Annotated in this window: 11 protein-coding genes, 3 pseudogenes and 1 riboswitch; of the genes and pseudogenes, 12 read left to right on the top strand and 2 right to left on the bottom strand. The window is 72.3% G+C overall.

All coding sequences use genetic code 11. From position 1 onward, the window contains the following. The first annotated feature begins 115 nt into the window (after positions 1–115). From ACHMXE_RS31245 to ACHMXE_RS31195, 11 genes and pseudogenes are all read left to right on the top strand, one after another. A complete protein-coding gene (locus ACHMXE_RS31245) occupies positions 116–412 on the top strand; it encodes a hypothetical protein (RefSeq protein ID WP_203205389.1) in 297 nt (98 codons plus the stop codon). A 46-nt stretch (positions 413–458) separates the two neighbouring features. Then, a riboswitch (cobalamin riboswitch) is annotated at positions 459–746 on the top strand. A gap of 140 nt (positions 747–886) precedes the next feature. After that, positions 887–3,085 carry a TonB-dependent receptor gene (locus ACHMXE_RS31240; protein WP_395347953.1) on the top strand — a complete coding sequence of 733 codons (2,199 nt, stop codon included), beginning with the start codon at positions 887–889 and terminating at the stop codon, positions 3,083–3,085. A gap of 578 nt (positions 3,086–3,663) precedes the next feature. Continuing rightward, complete coding sequence (locus ACHMXE_RS31235) at positions 3,664–4,662, top strand: hypothetical protein (protein WP_395347952.1); 999 nt, start codon at positions 3,664–3,666, stop codon at positions 4,660–4,662. Between the two features lie 70 nt (positions 4,663–4,732). After that, a pseudogene (locus ACHMXE_RS31230) lies at positions 4,733–5,410 on the top strand (energy-coupling factor ABC transporter permease). 20 nt (positions 5,411–5,430) lie between these two features. After that, on the top strand, positions 5,431–6,492 hold the full coding sequence (gene cobW / locus ACHMXE_RS31225; protein ID WP_395347951.1) for a cobalamin biosynthesis protein CobW: 1,062 nt from the start codon (positions 5,431–5,433) through the stop codon (positions 6,490–6,492). Between the two features lie 228 nt (positions 6,493–6,720). Then, positions 6,721–10,194: pseudogene (gene cobN, locus ACHMXE_RS31220) on the top strand (cobaltochelatase subunit CobN). Further along, positions 10,086–11,384 (top strand): ATP-binding protein, encoded by a 1,299-nt coding sequence (locus tag ACHMXE_RS31215; protein WP_395347950.1) that lies wholly within the window; start codon positions 10,086–10,088, stop codon positions 11,382–11,384. Before cobN ends, ACHMXE_RS31215 begins: the two are co-directional and overlap by 109 nt. An 86-nt stretch (positions 11,385–11,470) precedes the next feature. Next, positions 11,471–12,061: a VWA domain-containing protein gene (locus tag ACHMXE_RS31210; RefSeq protein ID WP_395352877.1), complete on the top strand. Its 591-nt coding sequence runs from the start codon at positions 11,471–11,473 to the stop codon at positions 12,059–12,061. 177 nt (positions 12,062–12,238) lie between these two features. Then, on the top strand, positions 12,239–13,621 hold the full coding sequence (gene cysS / locus ACHMXE_RS31205; protein ID WP_395347949.1) for a cysteine--tRNA ligase: 1,383 nt from the start codon (positions 12,239–12,241) through the stop codon (positions 13,619–13,621). 180 nt (positions 13,622–13,801) lie between these two features. Then, the gene (locus tag ACHMXE_RS31200) at positions 13,802–14,608 is read left to right on the top strand and encodes an NUDIX hydrolase (RefSeq protein ID WP_395347948.1); all 807 of its coding nucleotides are present in this window, start codon (positions 13,802–13,804) and stop codon (positions 14,606–14,608) included. Continuing rightward, entirely contained in the window at positions 14,560–14,946 is a 387-nt protein-coding gene (locus ACHMXE_RS31195; protein WP_395347947.1) for a hypothetical protein, read from the top strand. The genes ACHMXE_RS31200 and ACHMXE_RS31195 overlap by 49 nt, the downstream gene beginning before the upstream one ends. Before the next feature lie 101 nt (positions 14,947–15,047). On the opposite strand, the pseudogene ACHMXE_RS31190 reads toward ACHMXE_RS31195, so the two are convergent. Both ACHMXE_RS31190 and ACHMXE_RS31185 read right to left on the bottom strand, forming a co-directional pair. Further along, positions 15,048–15,975 (bottom strand): annotated as a pseudogene (locus ACHMXE_RS31190) (ABC transporter substrate-binding protein). Positions 15,976–16,019: 44 nt separating this feature from the next. After that, on the bottom strand, positions 16,020–16,874 hold the full coding sequence (locus ACHMXE_RS31185; RefSeq protein ID WP_395347946.1) for a PA4780 family RIO1-like protein kinase: 855 nt from the start codon (positions 16,872–16,874) through the stop codon (positions 16,020–16,022). A 601-nt stretch (positions 16,875–17,475) separates the two neighbouring features. On the opposite strand from ACHMXE_RS31185, the gene ACHMXE_RS31180 reads away from it, so the two are divergent. Then, positions 17,476–18,066 (top strand): PaaI family thioesterase, encoded by a 591-nt coding sequence (locus ACHMXE_RS31180; RefSeq protein WP_395347945.1) that lies wholly within the window; start codon positions 17,476–17,478, stop codon positions 18,064–18,066. Positions 18,067–18,103: the final 37 nt, after the last annotated feature.

Raw genomic sequence — 18,103 nt, 5'->3', positions numbered from 1 at the left:
TCACAGGGTTTTCGCCGGCGGTGAACGTGATCGAGTGCACGCGCGTTGTGACAGGGCGTGTCTACGATCCGGGCGGCCCGCCCCCATCGCCAACGCCTACCTTCCAGAGCTTCGCGTGAACACCATCCCCGCCACCCTGTCGCCGTCGCCCCGCAACCTCGCGCTGACCGTTCACGAACTGGAGCCCGGCGAGTTCTATTGGGTGCTGATGGAGGCGGTCGACGATGCCGCGGGCGAGGGCGCGGTGCATTCCTACCTGCCGCTCGAGGCGGCCATCGAGCCGCATACCAGCTATTCCAATGCGCTGGTGGCCGGCGTCAGCGTGCTGCGCCGCCTGTTCGGCGCCGAAGGCCCCGGCCGGGCGCGGGACACCCGTACGCCCGACGAGCCCGCGCGCACCCGCTCCCTATAATTCCCGCCGTTCGGTGCGGCCTTTCTTCCGAGGAAGGAAGGACGCACCGGCACCACGGTTCGAAGGTGCCCCGCCCGCCATGCATGCCACGGCCACGGGGTTAAACGGGAAGCAGGTGCGACGCGTCGGTTCACGGATCGACGCCTCCATTCCTGCGCTGCCCCCGCAACGGTCAGCGGATCTGGACGTCCTCACGCCATGCCCCCAGGGCATCGGCAGCCACTGCGCCCGCAAGGCGTGGGAAGGCGAGGGCTTCCGCAACGGCGCTGCAGTTTCGACTGCGCGCCTTTGCGCTCCGCGAGCCCGGATACCGGCCTTCGTCACCGCCTCGGACGCTGCGGGAGTGCGTGTCCGGGCCGCCGGCCGGCGAAGCGCTTGCTTTGCCCGCCGCCGGTCCCGGCCATCGATCGACTTCCCGCCGCGTCCACATTCGGTCAGAGAACCTGCGGGGACGCGGGTCGGAGGAGAAGTCACATGGATCACGCATCGCCGTCGGGCGATCGCACGGGCGCGGCCGGCCGCCGCCCGCGTCACCGCCACCGGGGCCGCCCGGCCGCCCGCCGCCTCGGCGGCATGTCCGCCGCCATCGGCCTGGCCTTCGGTGCCGGCAGCGGCTTCGCGCAGCAGGCCGCCACCAGCCTGCCGCCCGTGCAGGTCGAGGCCGGCGCCCAGGGCGCGCTCTCGCTCGCCGAGCCCACGCAGACCGGCAGCCGGCTCGGCCTTACGCCGCTCGAGACGCCCGCCAGCATCGAGGTACTGACCGGCGAAACCCTCCGCGCGCGCGGCGATGTCTCGATCGTCGACGCCGCCACCCGCGCCACCGGCATCACCGGCTCGCCCGCGCCGGGCAACGGCGGCACCTCGATGGCCGCGCGCGGCTTCTCGGGCCATGGCTCGGTGATGCAGCTGTTCGACGGCACGCGGCTGTTCGCGGGCGCGGGCACCGTCACCTTCCCGTTCGACACCTGGTCGGTCGACCGCATCGAGGTGCTGCGCGGCGCGGCCTCGGTCATGTACGGCGAAGGCGCGATCGGCGGCGCGATCAACGTGGTGCCCAAGAAGCCCACGCGCGGCCCGATCCACAACGAGGCGCTGCTGAGCTACGGCTCCGACGCCACGCGCCAGGCCGCCTTCGGCAGCGGCGGCGCGATCAACGACAAGCTTTCGTACCGCTTCGACATCAGCCACCGCGCCACCCACGGCTTCATGGCGCGCGGCGAGGGCGAGAGCCTGGCCGTCGGTGGTGCGCTGCGGCTGGACGTCTCGCCCGAGCTGCAGTTCACCCTGTCGCACGACGAGGGCCGCCAGTCGCCGCAGCGCTACCAGGGCGTGCCGCTGATCGACGGGCGCCTCGACGGCCGGACCCTGCGCCAGAACTACAACGTCGACGACGCCGAGCTCAAGTACGACGACAAGTGGACCCGCCTCGACGCGCTGTGGACGCCCAGCGATGCCGTCACCGTGCACAACCAGCTCTACCGGCTCGCGAGCCAGCGCCACTGGCGCAACAGCGAGACCTATACCTTCAATGCCGCCACGCGCCGCCTGACGCGCGGCGACTACCTCGAGATCGGCCACGACCAGGAGCAGGTCGGCAACCGCACCGACGCCACCTTCCGCCATGAACTGTTCGGCATGAAGAACCAGGTGCTGGTGGGCTTCGACGTGAACCGCATCGACTTCACGCACCTCAACGACTCGCCCTACGGCGGCCGCTCGGTGGTCGATCCCTTCGTCTTCCTGCCCGGCTACTACGCTTCGCCCGTGGCCTACACGCCGCGCTACAAGACCCGCACCCACACCCATGCCGTGTTCGCCGAGGACAAGCTGGCCTTCGACGAACGCTGGTCGCTGGTCACCAGCCTGCGCTGGGACCATGCGAAGGTGGCGCGCACCGACCTGGCCAACGCGGCCAACAGCCTCACGAAGACCTTCGAGTACGCCACCGGCCGCATCGGCGCGGTGTATGCGCCCGATGCCTCGCAGTCCTTCTATGCGCAGCTGGCGCACGCGGCCGATCCGCTGACCTCGCTGATCAGCACCTCGACCACGCAGGCGCCGTTCGACCTCAGCACCGGCAATCAGGTCGAGGTCGGCTACAAGCGCCAGCTGGCCGACAACCGCGGCGCCTGGACCGTGGCCGCCTACCGCATCGAGAAGAATAAGCTGCTGTCGCGCGACCAGAACAATCCCACCGTCTCGCAGCAGGTCGGCAAGCAGTCGTCCGAGGGCATCGAGGCCACGCTCGACCTCGCGCTGACCCCGACGCTGCGGCTCGAGGCCAATGCGGCCAAGCTGCGCGCGCGCTACGACGACTTCAACGAGGTCGTGAGCGGCCGGCTGGTCTCGCGCGCCGGCAACACGCCGTTCGGTGTGCCCGAGGAAGCGGCCAACCTGTTCCTGCACTGGCATTTCCTGCCGCGGTGGGAGGCCGAGTTCGGCCTGCGCTATGTCGGCTCGCGCCAGGTCGACGCGGCCAACTCGCGCAAGATCGGCTCCTACACCGTGGTCGACGCCTCGGTGAGCTGGCAGGCCAACAAGTCGCTCAAGCTCGCGCTGCGCGGCTACAACCTCGGCGACCGCCGCTATCCGCTGTCGTTCTCGAACAGCGGCAACCAGTGGCTGCTGGGCCGTCCGCGCTCCTTCGAGCTGTCGGCGCTGGTGAACTTCTGAGATGACGCACGCCGCGCGCCGCGCCCGCTCCGATCGCAGCACTGCCTGGCAGCGCGCGTGGCCGCTCGTGCGCCACTGGCTCTACGGGACCCACCGCTGGTTCGGCATCGGCGGCTGCCTGCTGTTCGTCATGTGGTTCGTCTCGGGCGTGGTGATGATGTACGTGGGCTATCCCACGCTCACCGAGGCCGAGCGGCTCGCGGGCCTGCGCGCGCTCGATGTCGGCCAGGCCCGGGTTTCGCCCGCGGCCGCGCTCGAGGCCCTGCCCGAAGCAGCACGCCAGCAGCCGCCGCGCCGCGTCGCGCTCGAGATGCAGGGCGGCGCGCAGCCGCAGCCGGTGTGGCGCATCGTCGATGCGCGCGGCGGTCGCCATGCGGTGTCGGCGCGCGATGGCCGATTGCTGGCCGGCACCGAGGCCGCGCAGGCCGAGGCGGTGGCGCGCGACTTCTCGGGCCAGCCCGCGGCGCGCTGGGCCGAGACGCTCGAGCGCGACCAGTGGACCGTGCCGCAGGGCCTGAAATCCGCTGCGCCCGCTGCACCGCATCGAACTGAACGACGCGGCCGGCACCGAGCTCTACGTGTCGGCGCGCACCGGCGAGGTGGTGCGCGACACCACGCGTTCCGAGCGCTTCTGGAACTGGCTCGGCGCGGTGCCGCACTGGATCTACTTCACGCCGCTGCGCGCCGATCCACCGCTGTGGCACGACGTGGTGGTGTGGCTCTCGGCCGCCTGCATCGTCTCGGCCGTGACCGGCATCGCGATCGGCATCCTGCGCATCCGTCTGCGCCGGCGCTTCCGCAACGGTTCCGTCACGCCCTACACCGGCTGGATGGCCTGGCACCACATCGCGGGCCTGGTCGGCGGCTTCTTCGTGCTGACCTGGATCGTGAGCGGCTGGCTCTCGATGAACCCGAACCGCTGGTTCGAGCGCAACCCGGTCGACGCGGCCGCGATGGCGCGCTACACCGGCGGCGATGTATCGACCTTTCCGTGGCCGCCCGCCACGCCGCCGGCGGGCGAGGACGACGCCGCACCGCGCGAGGTGCTGCTGCAATGGTTCGACGGCCGGCCGCTGCTGCAGCTGCGCGATGCGAAGGCGCGCGTGCGCGTGGTCGATGCCGCGAGCGGCGCGCCGGCTGCGATCGCGCGCGAGGACATCGTGCGCGCGGCCGCCCGGCTGCGGCCCGGCGCGACGGTGAGCGAGGCCGTGCTGCAGACCGCCTACGACTTCCACTGGTACGGCCACCACCGCGAGCGCGTGCTGCCGGTCTGGCGCCTCGCGTTCGACGACCCCGCGCGCACCCGGCTCTACATCGACCCCGCCAACGGCCAGTTGGCCGGCAGCAGCGACCGCAATGCGCGGCTGCGGCGCTGGCTCTTCAATGCCGCCCACAGCCTCGACTTCCCCTGGCTGATCCAGTACCGGCCCGCGTGGGACCTGGTGGTGTGGCTGTTGTCGATCGTCGGCGCCGTGGCCTCGGCCAGCGGCGTGGTGATCGGCTGGCGCCGGCCGCGGCCGCGCTCGCGTTCTCCCACGGTGGCGCTCGTGCGGCGCCTGCCTCAACGTTCTTCATGAAGCGGGCTCGCCATCGCGGGTCCATGATCCAATCCACTTTCGCACTGCGGTGCCCTCCAGGAGCTGTCCCATGCACATCGAACCCGGTCTCGTCGACGGAACCAAGATCTTTCTGAGCTATGCCACCGGCGCCGCGGCGCTCGCCTACACCGGCAAGGTGGCTTTCGAGCACCCTGCTGAAGGACGGCCTGGCCGCCCTGGCGCTGCGCTCGGCGATCGCCGTGGCGCTGGTGTTCTGCTTTTTCGAAGTGCTGCCGCACCACCCGGTGGGCGTGTCGGAAGTGCACCTGATCCTCGGCACCACCTTGCTGCTGGTGTTCGGGCTCGCGCCCGCGGCCATCGGCCTGGCGGGCGGGCTGCTGGTGCAGAGCCTGTTCTTCGAGCCGCAGGACCTGCCGCAGTACGGCATGAACGTCACGACCCTGCTGGTGCCGCTGTTCGCCACCGCAGTGCTCGCGCGCCGCATCATTCCCGAGAAGCTGGCCTATGTGGACATCGGCTACCGCGAGGCCTTCAAGCTGTCGGTGGCCTACCAGGGGGCATCGTGGTGTGGGTCGGCTTCTGGGCGCTCTACGGCCGCGGCACCGGGCTCGCGAACCTCGGCGAGATCGCCAGCTTCGGCGCCGCCTACATGACGGTGGTGCTGGTCGAGCCGCTGGTCGACCTCGGCGTGCTCGCCGGTGCCAAGGCCTGGCGCCGGCTGCAGGGCTCGGCCTTCGTCGAACGTCGCCTCTACACCGGCGCCTGAAAGAACTCCCAGAACCCTCCATGACCACCAGCAACGCAAAAATCCCCGTCACCATCGTCACGGGCTTCCTCGGCAGCGGCAAGACCACCTTGATGCGCCACATCCTCGGCAATGCCGAGGGCCGCCGCATCGCGGTGATCGTCAACGAGTTCGGCGAGCTCGGCATCGACGGCGAGATCCTGCGCGGTTGCGGCATCGGCTGCGACGACGAGGGCAACGAGCGCGAGGGCGCGCTCTACGAACTCGCCAACGGCTGCGTCTGCTGCACCGTGCAGGAGGAGTTCCTGCCCGTGATGCTGCAGCTCGCCGAGCGCCGCGACCAGCTCGACGCCGTGCTGATCGAGACCTCGGGCCTGGCGCTGCCCAAGCCGCTGGTGCAGGCCTTCCAGTGGCCCGACATCGCCAACGTCTTCACCGTCGACTCGGTCGTGACCGTGGTCGACGGCCCGGCCGCCGCGGCGGGCCAGTTCGCCGAGAACCCGGTGGCGGTCGACGCGCAGCGCCGCGCCGATCCCAACCTCGACCACGAGTCGCCGCTGCACGAGCTGTTCGAGGACCAGCTCTCGGCCGCCGACCTGGTGGTGCTCAACAAGGCCGACCTGCTCGACGAGGCCGCGCGCGCGCGCGTCGAGGCGCTGGTGCGCGAGGAGCTGCCGCCCGAGGTCAAGATCGTGACGGCCACCGAGGGCAAGCTGCCGCTCGCACTGCTGCTGGGCCAGGGCCGCGCCGCCGAGACCACCATCCACCTGCGCGAGAGCCACCACGACCACGAGGAAGACCACGACCACGACGAGTTCGACTCGCTCGTGATCGACCTGCCCGCGATGGACCGCGACCGGCTGCTGGCCGCGCTGGCCGCGCTGGTCGAGCGCCACACCATCTACCGCGTCAAGGGCTTCGTCGCCGTGCCGGGCAAGCCGATGCGCCTGCTGGTGCAGGGCGTGGGCCGGCGCTTCGACCATCACTTCGACCGCCGCTGGCGCGATGGCGAGGCGCCGCGCACGCAGCTGGTCTTCATCGGCGAGGACCTCGAAGAAGCCGCGCTGCGCGAGGTGCTCGAGGGCGCGGCGCTGCCGGCCTGACGATGCACCTGCTGAGCACCCAGCCCGGACGTTTCGTCGAGGACGACCCGGGCGTCGTCACCCGGCTCGACCAGACGCCGGGCGAGATCGTGGTGCTCAGTTCGGCCGATACCACGCTGGCCCTGCTGTCGGCCGCGCGCGGCGCGCTCGCCGCCAGCGATCCCGGCTATCCCTCGCTGCGGCTGGCCAACCTCATGTACCTGCGCCAGCCGGCCTCGTTCGACCTCTATGCCGACGAGGTGCTGCGGGCATGCGCGCGTGGTGGTGGTCGACCACCTGGGCGCGGCCTCGGCCTGGCCCTACGGCCTGCAGCAGCTCGAGCAGCTCGCGCGCCGGCACGGCCAGCAGCTCGCCATCTTCTCGGGCGACCTGCAGGAGGACGAGGACCTGCTCGCGCGCAGCACCGCGCCGCGCGCCGTCTGCCACCGGCTGTGGCAGTACCTGCGCGCGGGCGGGCCGGCCAATGCGCTGCAGTTCCTGCGCGCGGTGGCCTTCCATGGCCTGCGCCATGGCGACGAGCCGCTGCCGCCGCGCAGCCTGCCGCAGGTGGCGCTGCATGTGCCGGGCCTGCCCGCCACTTCGGCCGTGCCCGGCATCGACGACCTGCGCGCGCGCTGGCGGCCCGGCGCGCCGGTGGTGGCGCTGGTGTTCTACCGCTCGCACCTGCTGTCGGGCAACACGGCCGCCTTCGACGCGCTGGCCGAGGCGCTGCAGGCCGAGGGCCTGAACCCGCTGCCGCTGGCGCTCGATTCGCTCAAGGACCCGCTGTGCCTGTCGGCGCTGCGCGAGCTCTGCGCCACGCATGCGGTGCAGCTGGTGCTCAACACCACCGCCTTCGCGGCGCTGGGGCATGACGGCGGCGAGGGCGGCGAATCACCGGCGCTGGCCGGCGACGCGCCCGTGCTGCAGGTGATCGTGAGCGGCGGCAACCGCGAGGACTGGCTGGCCGACAGCCAGGGCCTGCGGCCGCGCGACATCGCGATGCAGGTCGCGCTGCCCGAGATGGACGGCCGCATCGTCACGCGCGCCGTGAGCTTCAAGGGCCTGCTGCACCGCTGCGAGCTGACGCAGACCGAGGTGGTCGGCTACCGCGCCGAGCCCGACCGCGTCGCCTTCGTGGCCGAACTCGCGCGCCGCTGGTGCCGCCTGCGCAGCCTGCCGGCGGCCGACAAGCGGCTCGCGCTGGTGCTCGCCAACTACCCGGGCAGCGAGGGCCGCATCGGCAGCGGCGTGGGGCTCGACACGCCGGCCTCGGTGATCGCGATCCTCGGAACGTTGCGCGACGAGGGCTACAGGCTCGGCGACCCGAAGGCGCTGCCGGCCGATGGCGACAGCCTGATGCGGACCCTGCAGCAGGGCATCGCCAACGACCCGCGCGAATGGCCCGCGCGGCCCGCCTGGCAGAGCTACGCGCTGGCCGACTACCGCGCGCGCCTGGCCGCGCTGCCCGAAGGCATGGCCGCGGCCATCGACGAACGCTGGGGCCCGCCCGAGCAGGATCCGATGCTGCGCCAGGGCCGCTTCATGATCGCGGGCCTGCGGCTGGGCCAGGTCTTCGTCGGCATCCAGCCCGCGCGCGCGCTGAACCTCTCGGACTCGCAGGACTATGCGAGCTACCACGACGCCGAGGCCGTGCCGCCGCACGGCTACCTGGCCTTCTACTTCTGGCTGCGCGACGTGTTCGGCATCGACGCGGTGGTGCATGTCGGCAAGCACGGAACCTCGAATGGCTGCCGGGCAAGAGCATCGCGCTGACGCAGGCCTGCTGGCCCGACGCGGTGCTCGGGCCGTTGCCCAATGTCTATCCCTTCATCGTCAACGACCCGGGCGAGGGCGCGCAGGCCAAGCGCCGCACCCAGGCCGTGATCGTCGACCACCTGATGCCGCCGCTCACGCGCGCCGAGAACCACGGCCCGATGCAGGACCTCGAGCGCCAGGTCGACGAGTACTACGACGCGCTGCTGGTCGACGCACGCCGCGCGCGTGCGTGCGCGCGCAGATCCTCGCGGCCGTGCGCGCCCAGCACCTGGTCGACGAGCTCGACGCGGTGGGCGCCGAGGACGATGCCGTGCTCGCGCGCGTCGATGCCTACCTCTGCGAGCTCAAGGAGACCCAGATCCGCGACGGCCTGCATGTGTTCGGCGCCTCGCCCGAGGGCCGGCTGCGGCGCGACACGCTGCTGGCGCTGGCGCGCTATCCGGCGGGCGACGGCAGCGGCGCCGACGCGGGGTTGCTGGGCGCGCTCTCGCACGACCTGCTGCCCGGCGAGCACTTCGATCCGCTCGACATCGAGCCCGCGAAATCCTGGCAGGGCGCGCGGCCCGCGCTGCTGCAGGCGGTGAGCGACGACCCCTGGCGCCACCAGGGCGACACGCGCGAGCGGCTCGAACTGCTGGCCACGCGGCTCGTCGAAGCGGGCGAATGCCCGGCCGGCATGCCGCGCACCGCCGCCGTGCTGGGCGCATCGCCGAGCGCCTCGCGCCCGCGCTCGATGCCTGCGGCACGCAGGAGCTGCTGCAGCTGTCGCGTGCGCTGCGGGGCCGTTTCGTGCCGCCCGGGCCCAGCGGCTCGCCTTCGCGCGGCCGGCCCGATGTGCTGCCGACCGGGCGCAATTTCTATGCGGTCGACACGCGCGCCATTCCCACCCCCACCGCCTGGATGCTGGGCCTCAAGTCGGCCGCCCAGCTGGTCGAGCGCCACCTGCAGGAGCATGGCGACTATCCCGCGGGCATCGGCCTGTCGGTCTGGGGCACGGCCACCATGCGCACCGGCGGCGACGACCTCGCGCAGGCCTTCGCGCTGATCGGCGTGCGGCCGAAGTGGGCCGCGGGCAGCCAGCGCGTGGTCGACTTCGAGGTGCTGCCCACGGTCGGCCTCGGGCGTCCGCGCATCGACGTCACGCTGCGCATCTCGGGCTTCTTCCGCGATGCCTTTCCGGCCGCGGTGCAGATGTTCGACGCGGCGGTGCAGGCCGTGGCCGCGCAGGAGGACGAGGACGCAGAGCGCAACCCGATCCGCGCGCGCATCCTGCGCGAGGCCACGGCACTCGAGGCCGCGGGCCTGCCGGCCGAGGCCGCGCGCAACCAGGCCGGCTGGCGCGTGTTCGGCTCGGCGCCCGGTCACTACGGCTCGGGCCTGCAGCCGCTGTTCGACAGCGGCGACTGGCAGAGCGACGACGACCTCGCGGGCGCCTATGTCGGCGGCAGCGCCCATGCCTACGGGCAGGACAGCGACGGCGTGCCCGCCACCGAGGCGCTGATGCGGCGCCTGCGCGCGACCGACGTGGTGCTGCAGAACCAGGACAGCCGCGAGCACGACCTGCTCGACTCGAACGACTACTACCAGTTCCAGGGCGGCATGGCCGCCGCCGTGCGCCACCTGAGCGGCAGCCAGCCGGCCATGTACCACGGCGACCATGGCAATCCGCAGGCGCCGCGCGTGCGCACGCTCAAGGAGGAGATCGGCCGCGTGGTGCGCGCGCGCGTGGTCAATCCCAAGTGGATCGCGGGCGCGCGCCGCCATGGCTACAAGGGCGCCTTCGAGATGGCGGCCACGGTCGACTACCTGTTCGGCTTCGACGCCACCGCGCGCGCGTGGTCGGCGACCACCAGTACGCGATGGTGGCCGACGCCTACGTGCTCGACGCCGAGAACCGCGATTTCGTCGACACGCACAATCCGCGCGCGCTGCACGACATGCTGAGCCGCCTGCTCGAGGCCATGCAGCGCGGCCTCTCGGCAGTCGCCCGGCGACTACCGAGAACGCATCGAGAACCTGCTGCTCGCGCACGAGCAGCGGATGGAAGGACATACGCGATGAACACACAGGCTGCGCCGCTGCCGGCGTCGTTCCCCTTTTCCGCCATCGCCGGCCAGCCGCGGCTGCGCGAGGCGTTGCTGCTCGCCGCGGCCGATCCCGCGCTCGGCGGCGTGCTGATCGAAGGCCCGCGCGGCACCGCCAAGACCACGGCCGCGCGCGCGCTGGCCGAGCTGCTGCCGGGCGCGCCCTTCGTCACCCTGCCGCTGGGCGCCAGCCTCGAGCACCTGGTCGGCACGCTCGACCTCGGCCAGGCGCTGGCCGGCCATGCGCTGAAGTTCGCGCCGGGCCTGCTCGCGCGTGCGCATGGCGGCGTGCTCTACGTCGACGAGATCAACCTGCTGCCCGACGCGCTGATCGATTCGCTGCTCGACGCGGCCGCCAGCGGCGTCAACGCGGTCGAGCGCGACGGCATCTCGCACCGCCATGCCGCGCGCTTCGTGCTCGTGGGCACCATGAACCCGGAGGAGGGCAGCCTGCGGCCGCAGCTGCTCGACCGCTTCGGCCTGTGCGTGCAGCTGCGCAACCTCGAGGACCGGGCCGAGCGCCAGGCCGTGGTGCGCGCGCGGCTGGCCTTCGACAGCGATCCCGAGGGCTTTCGTGCGCGGCATGCGGCGGCCGAGGCCGAGCTCGCCGCGTCGCTGCGGCGCGCCCGCGCGACCTTGGCCGATGCCACCGCGTTGCCGTATGGCGATGCGGTGCATGAGGCCGTGGGCGCGCTGTGCATCGCCGCGCAGGTCGATGGCCTGCGCGCCGACCTCGTGATGCTGCGCGCGGCGCGCGCGCTGGCCGCGCTCGAAGGGGCGGAGGCGATCGGCGAGCAGCATGTGCGGCGCGTGGCCGAGGCCGTGCTGCTGCACCGGCGCAAGCCGGGCGTGGAGGCGACGCCGCCCGCGCAGGCGCCGAGCGCGCCACCGCCATCGGCCGCCGAGGGCGAGAGCGCCATCGACGACGGCGCCGATACCGATTCAGGCGACGGTGACTGGGGCGCGCTGCCCCCCGAGCCCGTCGGCGTCGCCCGCGTCAAGCCGCTGCGCCCGCTGATCCCGGCCGCCTCGCTCGCAAAAAAAGCCTGAGCCTCCGGAACACCGCACCCGCTGGCGCGCGCCAGGGTGACCGGAGGCAGGCGTCATCGGGACCGGGCCGCGAAGCCTGGCATGGCATCGCCGCCGCCGACGCGGCGCTCGACTGGCCGCGCACGCTCGCCGCGCGCGGTGCCGGTCCGCTGCGCCGCGAGCACCTGCGCCGCCGTCCGCGCGAGACACGCGAGGGCGCGCTGCACTGCTTCCTGCTCGATGCCTCGGCCTCGATGCGCAACGACGGCGGCCTCGCGCGCGCCAAGGGCCTGCTGCTCGCGCTGATGGACGAGGCCTACCGCCGCCGCGACCATGTCGCGCTGCTGTGCTTCGCGGGCTCGGTGGTCGAGCTGCGGCTGCCGCCGCGCCGCGCCAGCGCCTGGAACGACGACTGGATCGCGCCCATCGGTGCCGGCGGCGGCACGCCATTGGCGCTGGGCGTGCGGCGCGCCGACGAGCTGCTCGAGCGCCATGCCGAGCGCCGGCGCTGGCTCTGGCTGCTCACCGATGGCCGCAGCGCCGAGTCGCCCGCGCGGCCCGGGTCGGCCGACGTGGCCTGCGTGGTCGGCTTCGAGACCGCGCGCGTGCCGCTGCATCGCGCGCAGTCGCTGGCCGCGGCGTGGACGCGCGCTACCTCGACGCGGCCGCGTTTGACCCGCGGCAGGCCTAGCGGCTAGGATGCCCGGCCATGTCCACCCGCTCCTTCCCTCCACATCGCCGGCACCTGCTGTCGCGCGCTGCCATGGGGAGATGGCGGCTAGAGCGACTTCGCGCGAACCCGCATGCCCGATGGCCACCCGTTGCAAGACCGGTGGCCTTTTTGTTTTTTGCAACGACCTCGAGAGTCCACACGCATGTCCCTCGTCCTTTACGACACCTGGTCGCGCTCCCTGCGCCCCTTCGTTCCGCTGCGCCCCGGCCCGGTGGGGCTCTACTGCTGCGGTCCCACCGTCTACGACCATGCCCACATCGGCAACCTGCGCACCTACGTGTTCGAGGACCTGCTGCGCCGCGTGCTCGAGTTCGGCGGCCACGAGGTGCGGCACGTGGTCAACATCACCGACGTCGGCCACCTGGTCTCGGACGCCGACGAGGGCGAGGACAAGATGGAGAAGGGCAGCCGCCGCGCGGGCGAATCGGCCTGGGCCATCGCCGAGCGTTTCACGGCCGCCTTCCGCGCCGACTGGCGCGCGCTGAACCTGCGCGAGCCCGCCGAATGGCCGCGCGCCACCGACCACATCCCCGAGCAGCTCGCTTTCATCGCCGAGCTCGAGCGCAAGGGCTTCACCTACCGCACCGCCGACGGCATCTACTTCGACACCGCGAAGCAGGACGACTACGGCCACCTCGCGCGGCTGGACAAGGCCGGCCTGCGCGCGGGCCAGCGCGTGGCGATGGGCGACAAGCGCGAGGCCACCGACTTCGCGCTCTGGAAGTTCAGCCCGCCCGGCACCCAGCGCCAGATGGAATGGGACAGCCCCTGGGGCCGCGGCTTCCCGGGCTGGCACATCGAGTGCTCGGCCATGTCGGCCCGCTACCTCGGGCCCTGGTTCGACATCCACTGCGGCGGCGAGGACCACATCGGCGTGCACCACAGCAACGAGATCGCGCAGACTCAGGCCTGCCACGGCACGCGCCTGGCCAACTTCTGGTTGCATGGCCATTTCCTCACGCTCGACGACGACCTGAAGATGTCGAAGTCCGGCGGCGACTTCGTGCGGCTCCAGACCCTGGTCGACCGCGGCATCGATCCGCTGGCCTACCGCTACCTGTGCCTGGGCGCGCACTACCGCAGCAGCCTGCGCTTCAACGAGGCCGCGATCGCGGGCGCGCAGTCGGCGCTCGACCGCCTGCGCCGCGCCTATGCGGGCTGGCCGGAGGGCGGCATGGCCGATGCGGGCTTCGTCGCGCGCTTTCGCGCCGAGGTCGAGCAGGACCTGAACCTGCCGCGCGGCCTGGCCGTGCTGTGGGAGCTGGTGCGCAGCGACCTGCCGGCGCCGACGCGGCGCGCCACGGTCGATGTGTTCGAGGCGGTGCTGGGGCTGCGGCTGGCCGAATGGCGCGAGGAGGGCGGCGCGGTGCCCGAGGCGATCGCGGCCCTGGCGCGCGAGCGGCTCGAGGCCCGTGCCGCCGGCGACTGGGCCCGGGCCGACCGGCTGCGCAAGGCCTTGCGCGCGCAGGGCTGGCAGGTCGAGGACGGCGCCGCCGGCCCCCGGCTCAGCCGTGGACGTGCGTGACAGCAAGGCGGCGGCCGCGGACCGACAATCGCTTCCCATGAACGCCACGCCGCCGCCCAAGCCTCGCCCCATCCCGCACCGCCGCCTCGCTGATCCTGCTGCGCGACGGGCCCGGCGGCCTCGAGGTGCTGATGCTGCGCCGGGCCGACAAGCCCGACGACCAGAAACAGCGGCGCCAGCGTGTTCCCGGGCGGCGTGGTCGATGCGCACGACCGCGAGCTGCACACGCGCTGCGCGGAGCTCGACGACGCGGCCGCGAGCGCGCGGCTCGCGCTGCCCGCGGGCGGCCTCGACTACTACGCCGCCGCGGTGCGCGAATGCTTCGAGGAGGCCGGCGTGCTGTTCGCGAGCGACGCCGAGGGCGCACTGGTCGCGCTCGAGCGCGTCGATCCCGAGCGGCTGGCCGCGATGCGCGCCGCGGTGGCCGACAGCACCGAGGCGCTGCTCGCGCTGTGCGACGCCCAGGGCTGGCGGCTCGCGGTCGACCAACTCGCCTATTTCAGCCACTGGCTCACGCCGCCCGGCATGCCGCGGCGCTTCGACACGCGCTTCTTCGTCGCGGCCATGCCTCCGGGGCAGGAGGTGCAGGTCGACGGCTTCGAGATCGTCGAGCACCGCTGGCTGCCGCCGGCCGAGGCCGCGAGCCCGGCACTCGGGCTCAAGCTGATGAACGTGACGCGGCGTGTGCTGCTGGAGCTCGCGGGCTTCGCCTCGGTGGCCGATTGCCTCGCGCAGGCGCGCGCCCGTGCGCGCGTGCGTCTCAACATGCCGCGGCTGGCCGACGGACCCGAAGGCCGGCGGCCCGTGAACGTGGACGAAGCGCCCTACGACGAGGTGGCGCTGGTCGATCCCGACGGGCAGGGCGGCGGGCGCTATGGCGCACGAAGCGGGGCTGTCGATGCGGCTGTCGGCGCGCGTTTGGCGCGTGACGGGCGGCGATGGAATGCACAGCCACTTCGTGGGGGGGCGACGAAGGCTGGGCGCTGATCGATCCGGTGCCGGGCGAGGCGCTGCGCGCCGCGGCGCCGGGGCCGGTGCGCTGGGTGCTGGCCACGCGCGGCGAGGCATCGGCCGCCGGCTGGCCCGAGGCGCGTGCGGTCGCGCCGAAGACTGGGGAATCCCTGGACCTCGGCGGGGCGACGCTGCAGGTGCTGGACGGCGACGAGGCCGGCGTGCGGCGCTTGCTGCTGGTCGAGGAGCGCATGCTGTTCTCGGGCAGCGCGCAGGGCGCGGCCGTGGTGTGGCCCGAGGATGCGGCGGTCGAATGGATCGCGCCGGTGCGTGGATTCGTCGTGCGCCACGCGCCGGACAACCGTTCACGCTGAGCTTGTCGAAGCGCCGCGCAAGGCTTCGATCCTTCGACAGGCTCAGGACAGGCCCAGCTCAGCCCGAACGGGTAGGGAGATGGAGCGAACGCGATCCCGTTTCAAGACCGCGGATCGCCCAGCCGCACCAGGCAGTCGACGATTGCATCCGCCGCCTCGTCCAGCCGCGGACCGGGCCGCATCATCAGGTCGAAGCGCGCCGACGCGAAGCTGCAGACGCGGCCGCGCTTGATCGCGTTCATCGCCGACCAGCCGGGCCGCGCGGCCATCGCCGACAGCTCGCCGAGCGCCGACACCATCAGCACGTCGGGATCGGCGCGCACCACGAACTCGGGGCTCATCTTCGGGAACGGCCCCAGCGTGCCGGGCACCGCGTTCGCGAGGCCCAGGCGCGCGAGCGTCTCGCCGATGAAGGAGCTCTCGCTCGCGGCCGCCATGCCGCCATGCACCTCGAAAATAGACGCGCCGGCCCTGCCAGCCCGCGGGCACGCGCGCGCGCGCCGCGTCGAGGCCGGCATCGAGCCGGCGCCAGTAGGCCTCGCCCTTGCCGGGCTGGCCGGTGGCGCGCGCCACGGTCTCCATCACGCGGCGCATGTCGGCATGGGTCTTGGCATCGAGCGCCAGCACCCGGATGCCGAGCCGCTCGAGCGGTTCGGCGGCACGGCTGCGCGGGCGCAGCAGAACCAGGTCGGGCTTGAGCGCGACGATGCGCTCGATGTTCGCGTCGTCGATGCCGCCCACCTGCGGCAGCCGCTGCACCGCCACCGGCCAGTTGGCATGGCGGTCGATGCCCACCAGCCGGTCGCAGGCATCGAGCGCGCAGACGGTCTCGGTCAGCGAAGGCATCAGCGAGACGATGCGCCGCGCGGGTGCCGGCAGCTCGAGCACGCTGCCGCGGTCGTCGTCGAGCCGCACGCCCGCATGGACCAGCGCCGGTCCGCCGAGCGCGAAGGCCGCGGCCAGCGAGAGCGCCGAGGCGAAGTGGCGCGCGGGACGCGGGGAGGGCGCGAGGTCGGTGGGCTGGAACATCGGGGCGAAGGAAGGCGGGACTGCGCCGATTGTCGCCGCCGGGCTCAGGGCTCGCCCCGGCTCGCCAGCCGTTCTCGCCGGCGCGCTTCCTCGGCGCGCGCGTCGTCCACCGCGCGCAGCACCTCGCCGAGGTCGACCGGCCCGGTGTCGCGCGGCGGCGCACCGCTCAGCGGGGTCTCGGGCCGCAGCAGGCCGCGCTCGTAGAGATGCCAGATCTCCTCGCCATGGCGCGTCTCGTGCAGCTCGGGCGCGAAGCGGCCGAAGAACTCGCGCAGGTTCGCCACGTCGCGCAGCAGCATGCGCTGCGCATGGTTGTTGCCCGCGGCGTCGACGGCCTGCGGCAGGTCGATGATCACCGGGCCGCCGGCGCCGAGCAGCACGTTGAACTCCGAGAGGTCGCCGTGCACGATGCCCGCGCACAGCATGCGCATCACCTCGCGCACCAGGGTGGCGTGATGGCGCCGCGCATCGTCGGGCGTGAACTCGACGTCGTTGAGCCGCGGCGCGGCGGCGCCCTCGGCGTCGGTCACGAGCTCCATCAGCAGCACGCCTTCCCAGAAGCCGAAGGGCTCTGGCACGCGCACGCCCGCGTCGGCGAGCCGGTAGAGCGCATCGACCTCGGCGCTCTGCCAGTGGCTCTCGGTCATGCGGCGGCCGAAGCGCGTGCCCTTGGCGACGGCGCGGCGCTCGCGTGAGTTGCGGATCTTGCGGTTCTCGGTGTAGTCCACGGCCTGGCGGAAGGCGCGCTTGTCGGCCTCCTTGTAGACCTTGGCGCAACGGGCTTCGTCGCCGCTGTGCACGACGTAGACCATCGCCTCCTTGCCACTCATGAGCTGGCGGCTGACGCCGTCGATCAGGCCTTCGTCGACCAGGGGTTGGAGCCGGGGCGGAATCTTCACGGGGCCACCTCCCTTCTTGCGCGGGCGGGGAGGAGGGCGATGCGGACGGTCGAGGGAAAAACCAAACGATGCCGCGCGTGCGCGGCTGCTGTATCGGGCATGGGTGTAGCACCTTGATTCGAAAACGAAAGACCGGGCGCCGCAAGCGATGGCGCGAGCGGCGGGCTTGGCGAATCTCGGGCGGGGCGGCGTCGCGTGCAGCGCGGGGGCTGCGACGCTCAGCGAGGCGAAGGCATCAGCGGCGTGCGCGCGATGCGTTCGAGCGGCCGGGGCACCGAGACGGTGGTGGGGGCAAGGACTGGCTTGTTCATTGCGTACCTCCTGTGGTGCGTGGTTGTCGAGGGATGCGAATGTAGTCGCATGCGCGCGAACTGTGAAGCACGTCGTTCGCGCGAGGGCGGCGTTGTGTTCGGCGCGCGACAGCGCCAGCTATCGCACGTGGCTTAAGGATTCGACAAGGAATGCATGGCGCTGGGCCTCGAAAGCATCGTCTTCGCAGCAGGCAATTGCTAAACTGGCTGCGACAAGAAGATGCATGAGGAAGCACCCTTGCGTGCCACTTCTCCCGATCCGATCCGCATTGCTTTCGAGATCTTTTCAAATGACGCCTGAACAACGACTGGACCTGTGGCTCTCCGAGGAACGCGAGGTAGTCGAACTGCTTAATTCGGGTCCCGGTGTCGGTGTGGCACGGCCCGCGCAGCTCGTCGGCAAGAGCGGCCTCGAGGTGATGCACGCGATGATGAACGGCCAGCTTCCCTATGCGGAGTTCGCCCGGCACCTGACCTTCTATGCCATCGCCGCGCATCAGGGTTCGGCCGTGTTCCAGGGCACGCCGCAGCGCGAGTACCTCAATCCCATGGGCACCATCCACGGCGGCTGGATGACCTCGATCCTCGATTCGGCGCTGGGCTGCGCGGTGCTCTCGTCGCTGCCGCCGGGGCAGGTCTACACCACCGCCGGACTCGAGACCCGCTACGTGAAGGCCCTCACGCTCGACGTGCGGCGCGTGCGCGCCGAGGCCACGGTCACGCGCATCGAAGGCCGCACGGCGCTGGCCGAAGCCAACCTGGTGGGGCCGGACGGCACGCTGTATGCCAAGGCCACCACCGAGTGCCGGCTGTTCGACATGCGCGCGCCGGCGCAGGCTCCCGCGGTGGCGGCGAGGCCATCGACATCGGCCACGTCCTAGCAGCGGATCGCCCTTCGGGGCGATTCGCTTTTGGGGG

It is taken from the genome of Variovorax sp. UC122_21 (assembly GCF_044056785.1).
Taxonomy (GTDB): Bacteria; Pseudomonadota; Gammaproteobacteria; order Burkholderiales; family Burkholderiaceae_C; genus Variovorax.
The sequence above is the reverse complement of the archived record's forward strand: the minus strand, read 5'-3'. Positions and strand labels throughout refer to the sequence as shown.